Genomic DNA, 16,051 nt, shown 5'->3' with positions numbered 1-16,051 from the left:
AAATCGGGCGCTTTTACTGACGCGCCAAATTTGAGTCGGCGCGAGTCTATTTTTTGCGGAGTAACATTGCATGTTTGAAGTGAATCCTGTGATTAACCAAATCAAGGAAATTCGCGAACGTACTGAACTTCTTCGGGGGTATCTTTGACTACGCTCATAAGAAAGAGCGTTTAGAAGAAGTGAATGCCGAACTAGAAGATCCGATAGTATGGAATGAGCCTGAAAGGGCACAGGCGTTAGGAAAAGAGAAATCGAGCCTAGAAGCGATTGTAGAAACTATCGAGAAACTCGACAGTGGTACAGACGATGTTGAAGGGCTGGTGGAACTGGCAGTTGAAGCAGAAGACGAAGAGACATTTGTTGAAGCACAAACTGAGCTGGCAGATTTAAACTCGCACCTAGAGACTCTTGAATTCCGTCGTATGTTCAGTGGCGACCAAGACAGCAATGACGCATATCTTGACCTCCAAGCAGGTTCAGGTGGTACTGAAGCGCAAGACTGGTGCAACATGCTACTGCGTATGTACTTGCGTTGGGCTGAAGCGAAAGGCTTTAAAGCCGAAATCGTTGAAGCGACCGACGGTGATGTTGCGGGTATCAAGGGAGCAACCGTAAAAATTTCGGGTGAATACGCATACGGTTGGCTGCGCACTGAAACAGGTGTTCACCGCCTTGTGCGCAAGAGCCCATTTGATTCAGGCGGTCGTCGTCATACCTCGTTTGCATCTGCATTCGTGTATCCAGAAATCGACGACAATATTGAAATCGATATTAATCCGGCAGACTTACGAATCGACGTTTATCGCGCGTCGGGTGCCGGTGGTCAGCACGTTAACCGTACAGAATCTGCGGTTCGTATTACTCACTTGCCGACCAATACTGTGGTGCAGTGTCAGAATGATCGCTCGCAGCACAAAAACAAAGACCAAGCGATGAAGCAGTTGAAAGCGAAATTATTTGAGCTCGAACTGCAAAAACAAAATGCTGAAAAGCAAGCGCAAGAAGATGCGAAATCAGACATAGGCTGGGGCTCTCAGATCCGCTCTTATGTACTGGATGACTCACGCATCAAAGACCTGCGCACAGGTGTTGAGAACCGTAATACACAAGCTGTACTTGACGGTGACCTCGACAAGTTTATTGAAGCAAGCCTGAAATCAGGCCTGTAAGTAAAACGCCAAATTTATAGAGCTAAAAAATGACAGATCAAATCCAAGACGAAAACAAATTAATTGCAGAGCGTCGTGCAAAGCTCGACGCGATTCGTGAGAATTGCAGTGCAAACGGTCACCCAAATGGTTTCCGTCGAAAACATTACACTGCTGATCTTCAAGCTGAGTTTGGTGAAAAATCGAAAGAAGAGCTAGTTGAACTTGATCATCAAGTCTCTGTTGCTGGTCGTATTCTTGCGAAGCGTGGTCCTTTCCTTGTAATTCAAGACATGAAAGGGCGCATCCAAGCTTATGCATCAAAAGACGTGCAAAATGACCTGAAAGAAAAATACGGTCAACTTGATATTGGTGACATCATTGGTGTCTCTGGCCCGTTGCATAAATCAGGTAAAGGCGACCTTTACGTTGATATGCACGAGTATGAGCTGCTAACTAAGTCATTGCGTCCATTACCAGAGAAATTCCACGGCCTGTCAGACCAAGAGACTAAGTATCGTCAGCGTTATGTTGATTTGATCACCAACATGGACACGCGTGAGACTTTCCGCATTCGCTCTAAAATCATCGAAGGTATTCGTCGTTTCCTAGCGGACCGTGACTTCATGGAAGTTGAAACGCCAATGTTACAGGTTATTCCTGGTGGTGCATCAGCGCGTCCATTCGTAACTCATCACAACGCCCTTGATATCGACATGTATCTGCGTATCGCACCTGAACTTTACCTAAAGCGTTTAGTTGTAGGTGGTTTTGACCGTGTATTTGAAATTAACCGTAACTTCCGTAACGAAGGTCTTTCTACGCGTCATAACCCAGAATTCACCATGATTGAATTCTATCAAGCGTATGCTGATTACAACGATCTGATGAACATCACAGAAGATATGCTACGTACCGTGGCGCAAGATGTGTTGGGCACAACAAAGATTGTAAACACCACGAAGAACGCAGACGGTGAAGTGGTAGACAGCGTTGAATACGACTTTGGTCAGCCGTTCACGCGCTTGAGCATGGCCGATGCTATCATGAAGTACAACCCAGAGTTTGATGCTGCTGTATTTGCAGATCCTGAGAACCATATGGAACAGCTCATTGCGTACGCTAAGCAAGTGCACGTGAAGATCCCTGAGAAGTGTGTTTGGGGTGCAGGTAAGTACATGTGCGAAATCTTCGAAGAAACTGCTGAGCACAAGCTGATTCAACCAACGTTTATCACTGAGTACCCGTGGGAAGTGTCGCCACTTGCGCGTCGTAATGACGAAAACCCATTTGTAACTGACCGCTTCGAGTTCTTTGTAGGTGGTCGTGAGCTTGCAAATGGTTTCTCAGAGCTTAATGATGCACAAGACCAAGCGGCTCGTTTTGCCCGTCAGGTTGAAGAGAAAGATGCGGGTGACGATGAAGCGATGCACTTTGATGACGACTATATCCGTGCACTTGAGTATGGCTTGCCGCCAACAGCAGGTGAGGGGATTGGTATCGACCGTCTAGTGATGCTATTTACAGACTCACCAACGATTAAAGACGTTATCTTATTCCCGCATATGCGCCCTGAATAAGACAGCAATGCTTTAATTACCTTATAAAACGCGGCTTATGGCCGCGTTTTTTATGCGTGTTACTGTGCGATATCTCTCAAAAAGTCCCGCGTCTAGGCTTAAATGTATCTTGTATAATTACCTATAATAATTACAACCAATTGATTTTATTGTAATTTGTTCTTGTTAAGTCATATTTGGCAATCTATTCTTTACTGTGAAAGCTGTATGTGTAGACTATAATTGTGCCCAATTAGAGTACAACAACAAGAATGGGGAGACATAATATGAATAATGACGAGCTCTTACCCGACATTCCAACAGATGACAAACGCGAAGCGTATTACCGAGCCTGTATAATGGAATTTGAACGCTTGGGTTATCGCGACCAGTTTTTGAATGAAATCAGTGAAGACTTAGAAGAGAAAATGAAGAAGTTAAAACAGTCTTCGGGCAAATAGGTTTAGTACTTCTTTACACCTTTTATCCTTAAAAAATGGCTCTTAGGAGTCATTTTTTATGTCTTTTTGGAGCGTATGCACAATCTGTGAGCAGACAGACTGATTTTCATAGAAAAGTGTTTGACATATTTGCTCAACCCTTTATTATACGCCCCACAAAGACGGAGAGGTGGCCGAGTGGCTGAAGGCGCGCCCCTGCTAAGGGTGTATAGGGTTTGTAGCCCTATCGAGGGTTCGAATCCCTCCTTCTCCGCCATTTATTTTATAAATGGTTACTTTGTATTATAGATACGGACGCATAGCTCAGCTGGATAGAGTACCTGGCTACGAACCAGGCGGTCGGAGGTTCGAATCCTCCTGCGTCCGCCATCTTCCTTCAAGATGGTCTAGTATCTATAAATCACTTTTTTATGAAACGGACGCATAGCTCAGCTGGATAGAGTACCTGGCTACGAACCAGGCGGTCGGAGGTTCGAATCCTCCTGCGTCCGCCATCATACTAAAGTGAAAAATAGAACGAAAGTTCAAAGACATAACGGACGCATAGCTCAGCTGGATAGAGTACCTGGCTACGAACCAGGCGGTCGGAGGTTCGAATCCTCCTGCGTCCGCCACTTCTTTTAAATGAAGTGAGAATAAACCAACGAAAGTTGGTTTTTTTATGTCTGAAATTTAGTCAACGCCCATGCTCTCGAACCTGTGAGGTTCATTGATTTCCAATCTCGGCCTGCATCCCCTTTTTCGCATTCATTTTAATTGTTGAACTTTCGCGCTTATCGGATCCATGACTCTGCAATGTTCAGTCTAATTTTCCTCTAAAAAATCGTATTGACCCTGTAAGTTAATTTAATCCTTAAAATTGCAATAATCAGCATCTAGTATTACAGCCTTTTGAGTTTCCAAAGAAAACTCCTTCATTGAGCGAAAAGTCCTTATTTCGCGCAGTATACGTATTGGAAACGTTTAATATTGATATTCCTTTTTAATCTTAGGTGTGCGTTAAAGAGGACTATACTTTCACAAATATTTTACCTTTAAGTTACAAAAAATTGATAACTAAGGTGGCTCAATCTCGAGCCATTTTTGTCACCACGAACAAACAAGGAAAAGCCACAATGAATAAATCAATGATTTTTGTGTTAGTAAGTTCAATGTTGAGCGCAGGCGTATGGGCAGGTCCGCCAGGGCAAAATACGAATGGTAGTACAACGATTTCGGTATCTGATAGTGTTATTGGAGCAGATTCTTGCTTGAATAACGCTATGGACACCGCGAATGATTCGACGAGCGATGTTTCAGTCGATGCTTTAGCATTTGCAATATCTGAAGCTTCCTCTTACATAGACATAAGCTACGCCGGAGATGTAACACTAGATATGACAAGGCACGGTAATAATGGGGCTGTGCATCAGGTCGAGCTAAATGCCAGTATGGGAAGTGGCATGCTTTTTGCGCAAGTAGCGTCTAGTGACGCACAGGGTAACTCGGACGCTTGGTCATATTCCAGCGCGGAAGCGCAAGCCGCCGCGGCAATGATTGCGCAAGCTTTCATGAGTGTATTTCAAGGTATAGATTTTGATATCGATCTGGTTGTCACTGACATTACAGTCAAAATTGGTACAGAAGCGACAGCTGCGGCCATTGCTGGTGTGGACGGGTCAGCGGTGAGTGGGTCGAGTTCAGGGTCAGAAAGTGGTTCAGATGGCAGCGGCTCTGGCTCTGCGGGGGCTAACGGCGGCGGCTTATCGTCTAGCGGCTCTTCGTTCTACGTACATGGTGCGAATATTGAGGAGTTTACTACGCATATGACAGCCGCAAGTGGTATTGTATTTGATGTTCAAACCTCAGCATTGGCGCAGGTATATGCTGATGCGATGGCAACATCTCTGGCCGTTGCAATGGCGGAAGCATCTGCAGCTGCAGAAGCGTCTGGCCAATTAACATTTGAGTGGGATTTGCCAATTATAGGCTCAGGGTCACTACCTATCGTGACGACTTATGATTCAGCTGCAGATGCCGCGCAACAAATAGTAAATGCTGCTCATGATATTGCATTATCTGCAGAAGCTGCAGCTTCTTCCTCTGCAAGCGCTCTAGGAGGCGCCTTCGTCGATATGGGAATGATGGTCTATTATGAGAACCTGCCCGGCAATGATGATTTAATGGAAATAACAGGAGTTGGTAGCCTCTCATTGGATTGCTCTCAAGCATCCGCAAATGCTACAGCGACGGCAAGTACAGGTGGTTAAAGCGAGTGGTACTGTCGGCTTAAGCTGTATGCTTTCGCTGGCGCAATCAATCCAAATAGCTGTTTGATAATTGACACAGCAAGATAAATTCAAAGATAAAATGGATCCTAAATTATAAAGCCACCGAAGGGCAAATGGGTGGCTTTTTCTCGTTAAGTGAATCTGTTTTACAGTCAGCGAGAACTCTTACCGTTAACAGTGTTTGGTAAGCGATGAATGGGGCTTTGTTATTGCTCACAGCGCTACGAGCTTTTTGCAACGCCTTGTAGGCGATCAGTCACATCAATATATTCATCCTTTATCTGTATTTGCGCAAATTTAAAGTTGTGATACATTTAAATAAAATATTCCAAAATAAGAAATAATATGAAATATTTGTTGCCGCTGTTTTTAGCAATTCCGCTCCTTTTGGCGCAAGAGCTGCACGCCCAGGAAGAACTTCCACCTGTTGATAAAGCTTACATGGATACGGTGATGCTGGCGATGCCGCCAATACCTTCGGACTTAAGTGAGCGAAATATTAGTTGTGCTCTGCCAACGAAACAGGGTTTTGGTAAAAGTGCTGAGCAAATTGAATACCACAAGACTGGGTGGCTTGAACGCCTTGATGCACAGTGGGATTACTTTGATATTGACCCGAAGGATGGTCGGGTGTTGGTGATTGAAACAGCGCAAGATATCAATGGGGTGCCGCATTACAAATATTTCGCCAATCTCACACATACGCAAGTTTATGAACCTTGGAGTAGTTCTAAGGTGATGGCAATCACAGGAGCCCTGAGCCAAATGCGTGCTAAGGGTAATATTGGCGCAACGGCCAGCGCAGGAAATACGGCTGTTGCCGATCTCATCACCAGTGTGCATAGTTACCAAAAAGAAGGCGGTGCAGACGGTAACTCTAATGCCATCGCTACTTACTTTGTCAATCTCGCGACACGCGGTTATCTCACTGAGCTATTTCATGAAAAGTGGCTGAAACTGGATGATTCTCGTATTCACTTCAGTGGTGCTTATGCCAATGAAGTGTTCACGCCTAGCGACCCAAATTGGCATCTCGGAGATAAAACAGTGGCCGCTCCTTATTACATCAAGGCCAGCGATGATCCTGACTATCAAACATATCGCTGTGAAAGTTGTGGGCTTACCGGTAATAAGCCGATGACGACCCTCGCACAAGCGGAGTGGCTCAAGCGTTTAAGCATGCATCAGCGTGATTCAGCAACTGCGCACCCAAATCTGACTGCACAGGATATCGAAGTGTTGTTTTATGGCTTACCTGAGTCTATTGGTGGCATGAGTAAAGGTATTGGTGTGTCCTTGCACCAAGCACTGGCGCACGTTTTTGCTGATAAACAAGCGAGTGAGGCGCTAGGTTGGCTCGATAGCAGTACAGATGGTAAGTGGCGGATATGGCAAAAGATTGGCTGGGGTCCAAGTGAAACCCGTGGCCAAAGCGAGCAAGTGCTTTTAGCGCAGGTGTGCTTACCGAGTAAAACAGGGCAGCGTGCTTTTACTATTGCGGCGCAGGTCGGTGTTGAAGGTGCAACCCAAAGCAATGTTGTTAATGCCGGGCGTAAACTGGAATCATTGTTAATTCGAACATTGTCAAAATTAAAAGAATAAACTATTCCTTTGAGGTGTTTGTTTTCGTAATAGTTTGCTAGGATAGAGCAATTAAGTGGCCCTAGGGTGGAACTTAGAAACGCTTCACCCACTCAGATATGAGGCACGCTCGGAGACCAAGAATGAATAACAGCCGTAAATCTTTATTATCAGTTTTAGTATTTAGCGCATTATTCGGCGCAACGCCAAGCTTAGCGCAATCTGTGCAGACGCAGAATATTGCCCCTTTTGTTAGTGATGTGCCCCAGGTACAGCAAGTCATGCTGTCGCCTGCATTTTGGTTAGAACAACACGCCGACCACAAACCGCTGATGAGCAGTGCACAAATTCAGGCATTTAACCGTGAACTTGTCGCCACGGATAAGCATGTGTTTGACCCTTTGGCTTATGTAGATGAATTGCCCGAGGCAGAGCTAATAAAACAAATAAAAAATACTAGTTCAACACCTTCCAGCCCACGTTTTTATGTTGATGGCACTGCACTTACTCAAGCTGATTTCGAGCGCTATCATGCAAACACGAATAAAGAAGCTGTAAAGCCAACTAATGCCGTTCGTTTCGGTATGGTCGTAACGCGCACATCTTTACGCACTTTTCCAACCGATGACCGAGTGCTCAACGCAGAAATGGATGCGGATTTGGATCGCTTTCAAGAAAGCGGCGCCTTTCCGGGCGAAGCTGTAGCGATATTGCACGAAAGCGCAGATAAGCAATGGTATTTAGTAGCAGCCTATAACTATACAGCGTGGGTGAAGAAATCAGCCATCGCCATTGGTGACAAAGGCACTATCAGTAACTACATGCAAGCAAAAGACTTTATCGTGGTAACAGGTGACAAGGTCGATACCACCTTTGTGCCGAATAAGCCGAGAGTTTCTGAAGTTCAGCTGGATATGGGCGTACGCTTACCTTTAATGCCTAAAGATAAAATTGCGCATCTAACCCATGGGCAGAATAGCTTTGCTAGTTACATCGTGAAACTGCCTGTGCGCAATGATGATGGCAGTCTAGATTTTAAAGCTGCATTGTTGCCGCGTTCCAGTGATGTGAATGTCGGTTACCTGCCGTTGACGAGCTACAACCTTATTGCCCAAGGCTTTAAGTTTTTGGGTGAGCGTTACGGTTGGGGGCATGATTACAACGCCCGTGACTGTACCGGCTTTGTCGGTGAAATATACAAGACCTTTGGCGTATTAATGCCGCGTAACTCGTCATGGCAAGGCGCCGGCGAGTATGGTCAAAATTGGCGCTTTGATAAAACCGCCACGTTAGAAGAAAAACACCAAGTTCTTAGTCAAATGAAGGTCGGCGATCTCATTTATATCCCAGGCCACGTGATGATGTACATCGGTGACTATGAAGGCCAGCCTTATGTGATTCACGATGTAAAAGGGCTAGGTTATATCAAAGGTGATGGCGATTTTTATGATGGCGAGCTCAATGGCGTGTCGGTCACACCTTTGCTGCCCCTATATTTAAACAGCAAAACTTCGTACCTCGACCGCACTTATGCAATTAAACGTATAGCCAACGGCGCTGCGACCGACACCGCATCGGGTGGTGTTCAATGATTATAAAATCAGTACGTTTTGCTCGTATGTCGGTGCCTCTGCACACGCCGTTTAAAACAGCGCTACGCACCGTCTCTAGTATTGAAGATTTAGTGGTGATGATCGACACCCATTGCGGCAAAACGGGCTATGGGAGTGCACCGAGCACGCCAGTTATTACCGGTGATACACATCAATCGATGATCAGCATTATTAATTCTGTATTGGCACCACAACTAATCGATCAGGATGTGCGCAATATCAATGCCTTGTGTAATCGTTTGGCCGTTGCGGTAGTCGCCAATAGCAGCGCTAAAGCTGCGTTAGAAATCGCCCTTTATGATTTGTGGAGCCAAGATTTAGGCGTGCCCTTGTATCAGGCATTGGGTGGTTTCCAAAATGAACTGAAAACGGATGTCACTATCAGCGTGGACAGTATTGATAAGATGCTTGCAGACTGTGACATCGCCTTGGCGAAAGGGTTTGACGTACTCAAAATCAAAATCGGCAACGACCTTGAGCAAGATATTCAACGAGTGCGAGCCATTGCAGCTCATGTTGGCAATAAGGCATCGTTACGACTAGACGTAAACCAAGGCTGGGATGCCAAGCAAACTGTGCGCGCTTTGCAAGCTATTGAAAGCGAAGGCATCGCACTTGAATTGGTTGAACAACCCGTGAAGGCTCACGACATTGATGGATTGCAATACATCAGTGCACAGGTGCAGTCAAAAATCATGGCTGATGAAAGTGCCTTTTCTCCGAAACAAGTGGTGACCCTATTGGAGCGCGGTGCCGTCGATATTATCAACATCAAGTTGATGAAAAGCGGTGGCTTGAGTCGCGCGATTCGAATCGCCGATATCGCTGCGACCTATGATTGCCCCTGCATGATTGGCTGTATGTTAGAAGGCAGTATTGCTGTTTCAGCTGCGGCCCATTTGGCGGCGGCAAAAGCACAGCAAATTAGTTTAATCGATTTAGATGGCCCGGCACTAGGGCAATACGACCCAGTTCAGGGCGGCGCGACTTTTTGTGGCCCAACAATCAATCTTAATAACAGCCCAGGTTTAGGTATCACGCATATTGATGGCCTTGTCGACCTTACCAACGGAGTATGGCAATGAATAACAAACTAAAAAGCCTTATGTTACTGATGAGCGCATTTTTGACTTGCTCAGTTGTTGCAAACACACAGCCAATTTCATTAAATAATCAACAGCTTGCTGTTGTTGTGACAGACTCGTGGACTGATATTCAAGGTGAAATGACCTTATTCGAACGCGATGAAGACAATCGATGGCAAGCCGTAAGTGACCCAAGCGCAGTGGTAATTGGCCGCACAGGTTTAGCTTGGGGGATTGGTTTGCATCAAGCGCAGCAGGGTCAACAAAAAGTGGAAGGCGATGGCAAAGCACCGGCAGGGGTATTTGCTTTAGGTGATGCCTTTGGCTATTTGCAGTCAGTGAAAACCGGTCTTGACTACCAAGCGATGGATGCAGGGGATTACTGCATCGATGTCAAAGGGTCTCCTTATTACAATCAAATGGTGAATACCAAAGATGTAGGCGAAAAGGCTGTTGAGGGCTCATCGGAAGCCATGCGCCGCGATATTCACAGTCAAGACGACCTATACAAAAAAGGCATTATCGTGGCCCATAATCCAGATAATATTGACGGTGCAGGCAGTTGTATCTTCATGCACTTGTGGCGCGCAGATGACAAACCTACGGCTGGGTGTACGGCCATGGCTGAAACTGATATGGATGCCTTACTAGCGTGGTTAGATAAAGACAAGCAGCCGCTAATGGTGATTTTGCCGCGTATGGAATATGTACTTAAACAAAGTGATTGGCTGCTGCCTAGCTTGCCAGCGCAAGAATAATAATAAGAAGACGAATCACATATGAACGCACATTATGAACCCCTAGATTGGCTAGTGTTTGGCGCCTATGCCTTACTCATCGCCTTTACCGCATGGTGGTTTAACCGTAAAAAAGCCAACACGTCAGCGGAGTACTTTCTTGGTGGCAATGCGATGCCTACGTGGATGGTGGCGATATCTGTCCTGGCTACGTCGCAATCGGCAGCGACCTTTATAGGTGGCCCAGATCAAGGCTACCAAGGCGATTTATCGTATTTGGCAACGAATATCGGTGCGTTTATTGCCGCCTTAATTGTGGCGCAAGTGCTGATCCCACGCTTTTACCAGTACAAAGTGTATACCGTTTATGAATTACTAGAACAGCAGGTTGGCCCTAAAGCCAAACGCCGCGCAGGGTTGATGTATTTGTTTGGGCGGGTGTTTGCAAGTGGCGCGCGCTTGTATATGGCGGCGATTGCTGTGGCGATGATCCTCTATGGCAATATTGCCGCGAGCAGTGTGATCATGGCAACGGTGGTATTAGTTGTGGTGGGTATTGCGTACACCATTTTCGGTGGTATCCGCACAGTGATTTATTCTGATGTGATTCAATGCGTGGTCTACACAGGCGCCGCAGTATGCGTGATAGTGAGCCTGTGGTTGGCGATTCCAGCGGATTTCTCAACCGTTGTGAATGCGCTGCAAAGCCCTGCACCCGATCAGGGCTCAAAGCTGGCATTGTTCAAATTTGATTGGGACTTTTCGGCCTCTGGGGTATTCAATATGTGGTCGGTGTTGACTGGCTTTGTGCTTTTGAATATTGCAGCGTTCGGTTTGGACCAAGATATGACGCAGCGCGTTTTGACGTGTAAAGACGCACGCTCTGGCAGTCGTGCCATCATGCTGAGTATTGCCATGGTGATCCCCGTGATGTTTTTATTCATTGTGATTGGCTTGCTGTTGTTTGTGTTTTATCAACGCCCAGACATCATGATGGGCGCTGTCGATGGCTCTAATGTTGGGCAATTCCAAGGCGAGAAAATTACGGTATTTATGCACTATGTGCTCAATGAAATTCCCGCAGGGGTAAAAGGTCTGGTGACCATAGGCATTATTGCGGCTGCTATTTCAACGCTGAATTCTGGGCTTAGCTCAATGGCGTCAGTGGTGGTGCAAGATATTTATAAACCTTGGCATGAAAAGCGTAAGCCGGAGCAAGACGACCATCATTACGTGGTGGTAGGGCGTTTTGCCATGCTAGGCGTGTCTTTTGCTTTGGGAGCGATGGCGATTTTATGTTACTTCTGGCAGCAATATTCGCAAATGCCGTTGCTTAAGTTTGCGCTCAGCGTAATGGTGTTTTCATACTCTGGGCTTCTTGGCGTGTACTTCACTACTTTATTCCTCAAGCGTGGTAGTGAAGCTTCGGTTTTAGCGGCTCTCATAGTGGGCTTTATGGCTACTTTAATGATGCAGCCGTATGTGCAAAGCGTGGTGCTTCCCCAACACTGGCAATTTAACCTCGGTTTTACATGGCAATTATGTATCGGTACCGCATTAGCGACGCTGGTATGTGCTCTGGGGCGTAAACCTGTGGTCGAGGGACTATCGGCTTCTAGCCACGGATCACAGCCGATGCAGCAGGTGAGTTATGAATAATTGGGTGCTTGCCATTGACGCAGGTGGTACCAAAACAGCGCTGCGCTTGTACGATCCCGACGGTTTAATCGTATCCGAGAGCGTCGGCGCTGGGGCGTCGTTAAGCCATGATTTGCAAAGCAGTTGCCACAGTATTGTGGAGCATGCTCGCGACATGTTAGCAGCTAACGATATGCTGGCGCTGCATACTGATATTGCGGTTGGTGTAGCTGGTGCAGGTAATACACACGGTAAACAAGCCCTAATCGAAGCGCTGCAAAACGGAGGTTTTAATCAACCTAAGGTGGTGAGTGATGCCTTAACCTCTGCATTGGGTGCAAACTTAGGCGAACCTGTTGCCTGTGTGGCTTTAGGTACCGGCTCTGTGGGCATGCGCTTGATGGCTGATGGCAGCACGCACCTTGTGGGTGGTTGGGGCTTTATGCTTGGTGATGAAGGCAGTGGTGCACGTCTTGGTGCCATGTTAGTGCAAGCCTTGATGCATGCCATTGATACGCAAACTGTCTTTCCTAAATTGCTAGAAAGTGTTGCGATTGAAACAGGTGACAATCGTGCACTGTTAAGCGAATGGATCAGTAAGGCACAGATAAAAGAGTATGCGCAGCTCAGTCAAATTATTTGGCAATTCCAGAGCAGTTGCGACCTCGCAAGTGATATTTTAATGCGCCACCGCCAAGCGGTTGAGCGCTTAATCTTGGATACGCGGTCAGATTATGACTTGCCGGTGGTATTGTTGGGCGGTTTAGCGCACAATACGGCCCCATTATTGGCACCTAGGTGTCAGCAGTTCGTGCAGCCAGCAAAAGGCTCATCACTAGACGGTGCCTATATATTGGCGAAAAGTAAGAATAAGTGGAATTAATTCAATGAGTTTACAAAATGAGCGTCGTTCAAAACTTCTGCGGGAGTTAAACACTATTGTTTCAGAAGGGCAGAACCCAGAAACCTTAGACATCGATCTCCTGCCTACCGAAGCGATTCTTCGTAAGCTCAACGATGAAGACCAAAAGGTTGCTCCCGCATTGCGCGAGATTATTCCCGAAGTAGCAAAAGCAGTGGATGCGATTGTTGAGGCATTTAGCAAAGGCGCGCGCTTGATTTACATTGGTGCGGGCACCAGTGGGCGTTTAGGCGTGCTCGATGCTGCGGAGTGTCCGCCAACTTTCAGTGTTGACCCAAACCAAGTGGTGGGCATTATCGCTGGTGGCAAAAAGGCGATTCAAACTGCGGTAGAAGGTGCTGAAGATAACACCGAATTAGCCATTGCAGACTTACAACATCATAACCTGTGCGCGGACGATGTGGTGGTCGGGATTGCCGCCAGTGGCCGAACTCCTTATGTGGTTTCGGCTCTGAACTATGCACGTGAGCAAGGGTGTATCACCGTGGGTATTAGCTGCTCGCCAAACTCTGCAGTGCTCAATGCTGCGGATATTCAACTGGCTGCAGTGGTCGGCCCCGAGGCCCTAACAGGCTCAACGCGGTTGAAGTCGGGCACGGCACAGAAGCTGGTCCTGAATATGCTTACAACGGCGAGTATGATCCGCTCAGGCAAGGTATATCGCAACCTTATGGTTGATGTGAACGCCAGTAATGACAAGCTTAAAGCACGTGCGGTACGTATTGTTATGCAAGCCACAGAGTGTAGTGAACAAGAGGCCGTTGATGCTCTAGCACAAAGCGAACAAAGTGCTAAGCTCGCAATTCTGATGCTACTGACAGGCAAAACAGCTGAGCAAGGGAAAGAACTGCTAGTTCACAACAAAGGTTTCCTTCGTGCCGCAGTCGAAGAGGTCGAAGGCGATGCTTAAACGCGCTTCAACCTTAATTGTTAGTGCGCTTATGCTATTAATGACAGTCGCTTGCAACGCGCAGCAGGCGGATATTCAAGTTGGTGCCAGCCAGTTTGATAAGTACCTAGCGCAATTAAAAGGTAAGCGCGTTGGTTTGGTTGTGAACCAAACCTCTATGGTGGGAGAGAGTCACCTCGTCGATGCGTTGTTGAGTAAACAAGTACAGGTCACCACTATTTTTGCGCCTGAGCATGGCTTTCGTGGCGACCATGATGCAGGTGCGCATGTAAACTCCGGCGTTGACAGCAAAACCGGTTTACCGATTGTCTCTATCTATGGCAAGAATAAACAGCCTAACTTGGATGTAATGGGCCAAGTAGATGTCGTTATTTTTGATATCCAAGATGTTGGCGTACGTTTTTATACTTATATTAGTTCCATGCATTATATGATGCAGGCTAGTGCTTTAGCAGGGGTCGAGTTTATTGTACTCGACCGCCCGAACCCTAACATTGCTTATGTAGACGGGCCAATTCTAGACGCTCAGTTTCGCTCTTTTGTGGGCATGCATCCAATCCCTGTGCTTCATGGCATGACAGTGGGTGAGCTGGCACACATGATTGTTGGTGAAAAATGGCTTGATGATGGGGTTGCACCCAAACTCACAGTGGTGCCGGTGGCTAATTATGCTCGTGATATGGCGTACTCATTACCGATTAAACCCAGCCCGAATTTACCTAATGACCAAGCTATTGGTTTGTATCCCTCACTGTGTTTCTTTGAGGCAACGCCAGTGAGTATTGGTCGTGGTACGGACTTTCCATTTCAAGTGTTAGGTTTTGATGAAATCGCACTGGGTGAGTTTGAGTTTTCCCCTCGTTCTATTGCTGGAGCTGCCAGTAACCCTAAACTTAAAGACAAGATTGCCAAGGGCTTAGACTTGCGTCAAAGCCCAGTACGAGGACTTGATTTAGGTTGGTTAATTAGCGCGCACGATAAATTTAAACAACAAGATACTGAATTTTTTACCAGCGCTAACTTTATGGATAAGCTTGCGGGCACAGACGAGTTACGCAAGGCCATTGAAGCGGGTAAATCGGAAGCTGAGATTAAGCAAACATGGCAAACAGGACTTGAGGAATTTATAGCAAAGCGAAAAAAATACCTGCTATATCAGTAATTTAAATGTTATCTCTCATCATTAAAAAGGCCCGAATCGGGCCTTTTTTAATTCTCGCGGAACGCTTTAACCACGTCATTGGAATGCTCAAGGAGCTTGCGCCCAGGGCGCGTAGCTTGGGTTAGCGCAATGAACAGAATATCAATGACAAAGTCTTGCGCCGTTCTGGCAAGAATTGATGACAAACGAATTGACTCTTCTTCTGCCACTGAATACAAGTTGACCGTAGCACCATCAGCTACAGGGCTCGAACCAAACTTGGTCACGGTTATCACAGGGCAATTATTTTCATGGGCTTGATGAACCGCCTCTGCCACTTCGCGGGTTTTACCTGATTCACTGATGGCGATAACCAAGTCATCTTTGCCCAAGGTTGATACGTATGCCAGTTGCGCATGACCGTCCGCTTCAGCGATGGCTGCGATCCCTAGCTTTTGCAACTTGTAGGCAAAATCTTTGGCTACTAAAGCTGAGCCACCTAATCCGCAAATCGCCACGCGGCGCGCGTTTTTAAGCAAAGTTACAGCGAGTTCAACACTGTGGGCCTCGTTAAGATTTTTGGTTTCACTGAGCACAGCCATCTTACTGCTCAACAGCTTTTCCGCAATTTGCTCTAAACTATCATTAAGAGTGATTTTACCATGCAGCTTAGGCGCGGGAGATTCTGAATTTAAGGCATCGATTACCGCAAGTTTGAACGCAGGGAAGCCTTTGTAGCCAAGCTTTTGAGCAAACTTAACGACGCTTGATTGGCTGACACCGACGACTTTAGCTAACTCAATTGACGATAAGTCACGGATAGCATTGGCTGAGTTCAAAGTGAATTCAGCGAGTTTGGCCTCGCTACTGGAGAATGATTGGCGCAGTGCCTTAATTTTTACAAATGTCGACATAAGAAGTTACTTAATTTTTGTTAGGTTTCTTTGTCACATGGGTACAGTGGTAAATGGTACACATGTTAACAC

13 protein-coding genes and 4 tRNA genes are annotated in these 16,051 nt (G+C 46.4%); 16 read left to right on the top strand and 1 reads right to left on the bottom strand.

Translation table 11 applies throughout. The features are described 5' to 3' along the window. Positions 1–70 precede the first annotated feature (70 nt). From prfB to V1358_RS13810, 16 genes are all read left to right on the top strand, one after another. Positions 71–1,169 (top strand): peptide chain release factor 2 gene (prfB, locus tag V1358_RS13885; RefSeq protein WP_347393891.1). Its coding sequence is split into 2 segments (ribosomal slippage): positions 71–145 and positions 147–1,169, totalling 1,098 coding nucleotides; the frame shifts between segments, so codons are not numbered across the junction. Between the two features lie 29 nt (positions 1,170–1,198). Then, positions 1,199–2,728 (top strand): lysine--tRNA ligase, encoded by a 1,530-nt coding sequence (gene lysS / locus V1358_RS13880; RefSeq protein WP_347390453.1) that lies wholly within the window; start codon positions 1,199–1,201, stop codon positions 2,726–2,728. Positions 2,729–2,994: 266 nt separating this feature from the next. Next, positions 2,995–3,168, top strand: a complete 174-nt coding sequence (locus V1358_RS13875; protein WP_347390454.1) for a hypothetical protein — start codon at positions 2,995–2,997, stop codon at positions 3,166–3,168. A 163-nt stretch (positions 3,169–3,331) separates the two neighbouring features. Beyond that, positions 3,332–3,424: transfer RNA gene (locus V1358_RS13870), tRNA-Ser, on the top strand. A gap of 36 nt (positions 3,425–3,460) precedes the next feature. After that, positions 3,461–3,537, top strand: a tRNA-Arg gene (locus tag V1358_RS13865). A gap of 48 nt (positions 3,538–3,585) precedes the next feature. Then, positions 3,586–3,662, top strand: a tRNA-Arg gene (locus tag V1358_RS13860). Between the two features lie 43 nt (positions 3,663–3,705). Further along, positions 3,706–3,782: transfer RNA gene (locus V1358_RS13855), tRNA-Arg, on the top strand. A gap of 513 nt (positions 3,783–4,295) precedes the next feature. After that, a complete protein-coding gene (locus V1358_RS13850) occupies positions 4,296–5,417 on the top strand; it encodes a hypothetical protein (RefSeq protein WP_347393890.1) in 1,122 nt (373 codons plus the stop codon). 366 nt (positions 5,418–5,783) lie between these two features. After that, positions 5,784–7,040, top strand: a complete 1,257-nt coding sequence (locus tag V1358_RS13845) for a hypothetical protein (RefSeq protein ID WP_347393889.1) — start codon at positions 5,784–5,786, stop codon at positions 7,038–7,040. Positions 7,041–7,162: 122 nt separating this feature from the next. Further along, positions 7,163–8,611 carry an SH3 domain-containing protein gene (locus V1358_RS13840; RefSeq protein WP_347393888.1) on the top strand — a complete coding sequence of 483 codons (1,449 nt, stop codon included), beginning with the start codon at positions 7,163–7,165 and terminating at the stop codon, positions 8,609–8,611. Next, entirely contained in the window at positions 8,608–9,717 is a 1,110-nt protein-coding gene (locus V1358_RS13835; RefSeq protein WP_347393887.1) for a dipeptide epimerase, read from the top strand. Before V1358_RS13840 ends, V1358_RS13835 begins: the two co-directional genes overlap by 4 nt. After that, positions 9,714–10,475 carry a L,D-transpeptidase family protein gene (locus tag V1358_RS13830; protein WP_347393886.1) on the top strand — a complete coding sequence of 254 codons (762 nt, stop codon included), beginning with the start codon at positions 9,714–9,716 and terminating at the stop codon, positions 10,473–10,475. The genes V1358_RS13835 and V1358_RS13830 overlap by 4 nt, the downstream gene beginning before the upstream one ends. A gap of 21 nt (positions 10,476–10,496) precedes the next feature. Further along, positions 10,497–12,113 carry a sodium:solute symporter gene (locus tag V1358_RS13825; protein ID WP_347393885.1) on the top strand — a complete coding sequence of 539 codons (1,617 nt, stop codon included), beginning with the start codon at positions 10,497–10,499 and terminating at the stop codon, positions 12,111–12,113. After that, positions 12,106–12,975, top strand: a complete 870-nt coding sequence (locus V1358_RS13820) for a glucosamine kinase nucleotide-binding domain-containing protein (protein ID WP_347393884.1) — start codon at positions 12,106–12,108, stop codon at positions 12,973–12,975. The genes V1358_RS13825 and V1358_RS13820 overlap by 8 nt, the downstream gene beginning before the upstream one ends. Before the next feature lie 4 nt (positions 12,976–12,979). Then, the gene (gene murQ / locus V1358_RS13815; RefSeq protein WP_347390462.1) at positions 12,980–13,924 is read left to right on the top strand and encodes an N-acetylmuramic acid 6-phosphate etherase; all 945 of its coding nucleotides are present in this window, start codon (positions 12,980–12,982) and stop codon (positions 13,922–13,924) included. Beyond that, entirely contained in the window at positions 13,917–15,086 is a 1,170-nt protein-coding gene (locus V1358_RS13810) for an exo-beta-N-acetylmuramidase NamZ family protein (RefSeq protein ID WP_440589897.1), read from the top strand. Before murQ ends, V1358_RS13810 begins: the two co-directional genes overlap by 8 nt. A gap of 47 nt (positions 15,087–15,133) precedes the next feature. Here the strand turns inward: V1358_RS13810 and V1358_RS13805 are convergent, their stop codons facing one another. Beyond that, positions 15,134–15,979, bottom strand: a complete 846-nt coding sequence (locus tag V1358_RS13805) for a MurR/RpiR family transcriptional regulator (protein WP_347390464.1) — start codon at positions 15,977–15,979, stop codon at positions 15,134–15,136. Between the last annotated feature and the right edge of the window lie 72 nt (positions 15,980–16,051).

The organism is Pseudoalteromonas pernae (assembly GCF_039831865.1).
GTDB lineage: Bacteria > Pseudomonadota > Gammaproteobacteria > Enterobacterales > Alteromonadaceae > Pseudoalteromonas > Pseudoalteromonas pernae.
Note: the sequence above shows the minus strand (reverse complement) of the source record. Positions and strands in the feature narration are given on the sequence as shown.

Excerpts from the sequence above, each read along its gene's own strand:
- lysS (WP_347390453.1), top strand. The coding sequence starts at position 1,199 with ATGACAGATCAAATCCAAGACGAAAACAAATTAATTGCAGAGCGTCGT.
- V1358_RS13875 (WP_347390454.1), top strand. The coding sequence starts at position 2,995 with ATGAATAATGACGAGCTCTTACCCGACATTCCAACAGATGACAAACGC.
- V1358_RS13850 (WP_347393890.1), top strand. The coding sequence starts at position 4,296 with ATGATTTTTGTGTTAGTAAGTTCAATGTTGAGCGCAGGCGTATGGGCA.
- V1358_RS13845 (WP_347393889.1), top strand. The coding sequence starts at position 5,784 with ATGAAATATTTGTTGCCGCTGTTTTTAGCAATTCCGCTCCTTTTGGCG.
- V1358_RS13840 (WP_347393888.1), top strand. The coding sequence starts at position 7,163 with ATGAATAACAGCCGTAAATCTTTATTATCAGTTTTAGTATTTAGCGCA.
- V1358_RS13835 (WP_347393887.1), top strand. The coding sequence starts at position 8,608 with ATGATTATAAAATCAGTACGTTTTGCTCGTATGTCGGTGCCTCTGCAC.
- V1358_RS13830 (WP_347393886.1), top strand. The coding sequence starts at position 9,714 with ATGAATAACAAACTAAAAAGCCTTATGTTACTGATGAGCGCATTTTTG.
- V1358_RS13825 (WP_347393885.1), top strand. The coding sequence starts at position 10,497 with ATGAACGCACATTATGAACCCCTAGATTGGCTAGTGTTTGGCGCCTAT.
- V1358_RS13820 (WP_347393884.1), top strand. The coding sequence starts at position 12,106 with ATGAATAATTGGGTGCTTGCCATTGACGCAGGTGGTACCAAAACAGCG.
- murQ (WP_347390462.1), top strand. The coding sequence starts at position 12,980 with ATGAGTTTACAAAATGAGCGTCGTTCAAAACTTCTGCGGGAGTTAAAC.
- V1358_RS13810 (WP_440589897.1), top strand. The coding sequence starts at position 13,917 with ATGCTTAAACGCGCTTCAACCTTAATTGTTAGTGCGCTTATGCTATTA.
- V1358_RS13805 (WP_347390464.1), bottom strand. The coding sequence starts at position 15,979 with ATGTCGACATTTGTAAAAATTAAGGCACTGCGCCAATCATTCTCCAGT.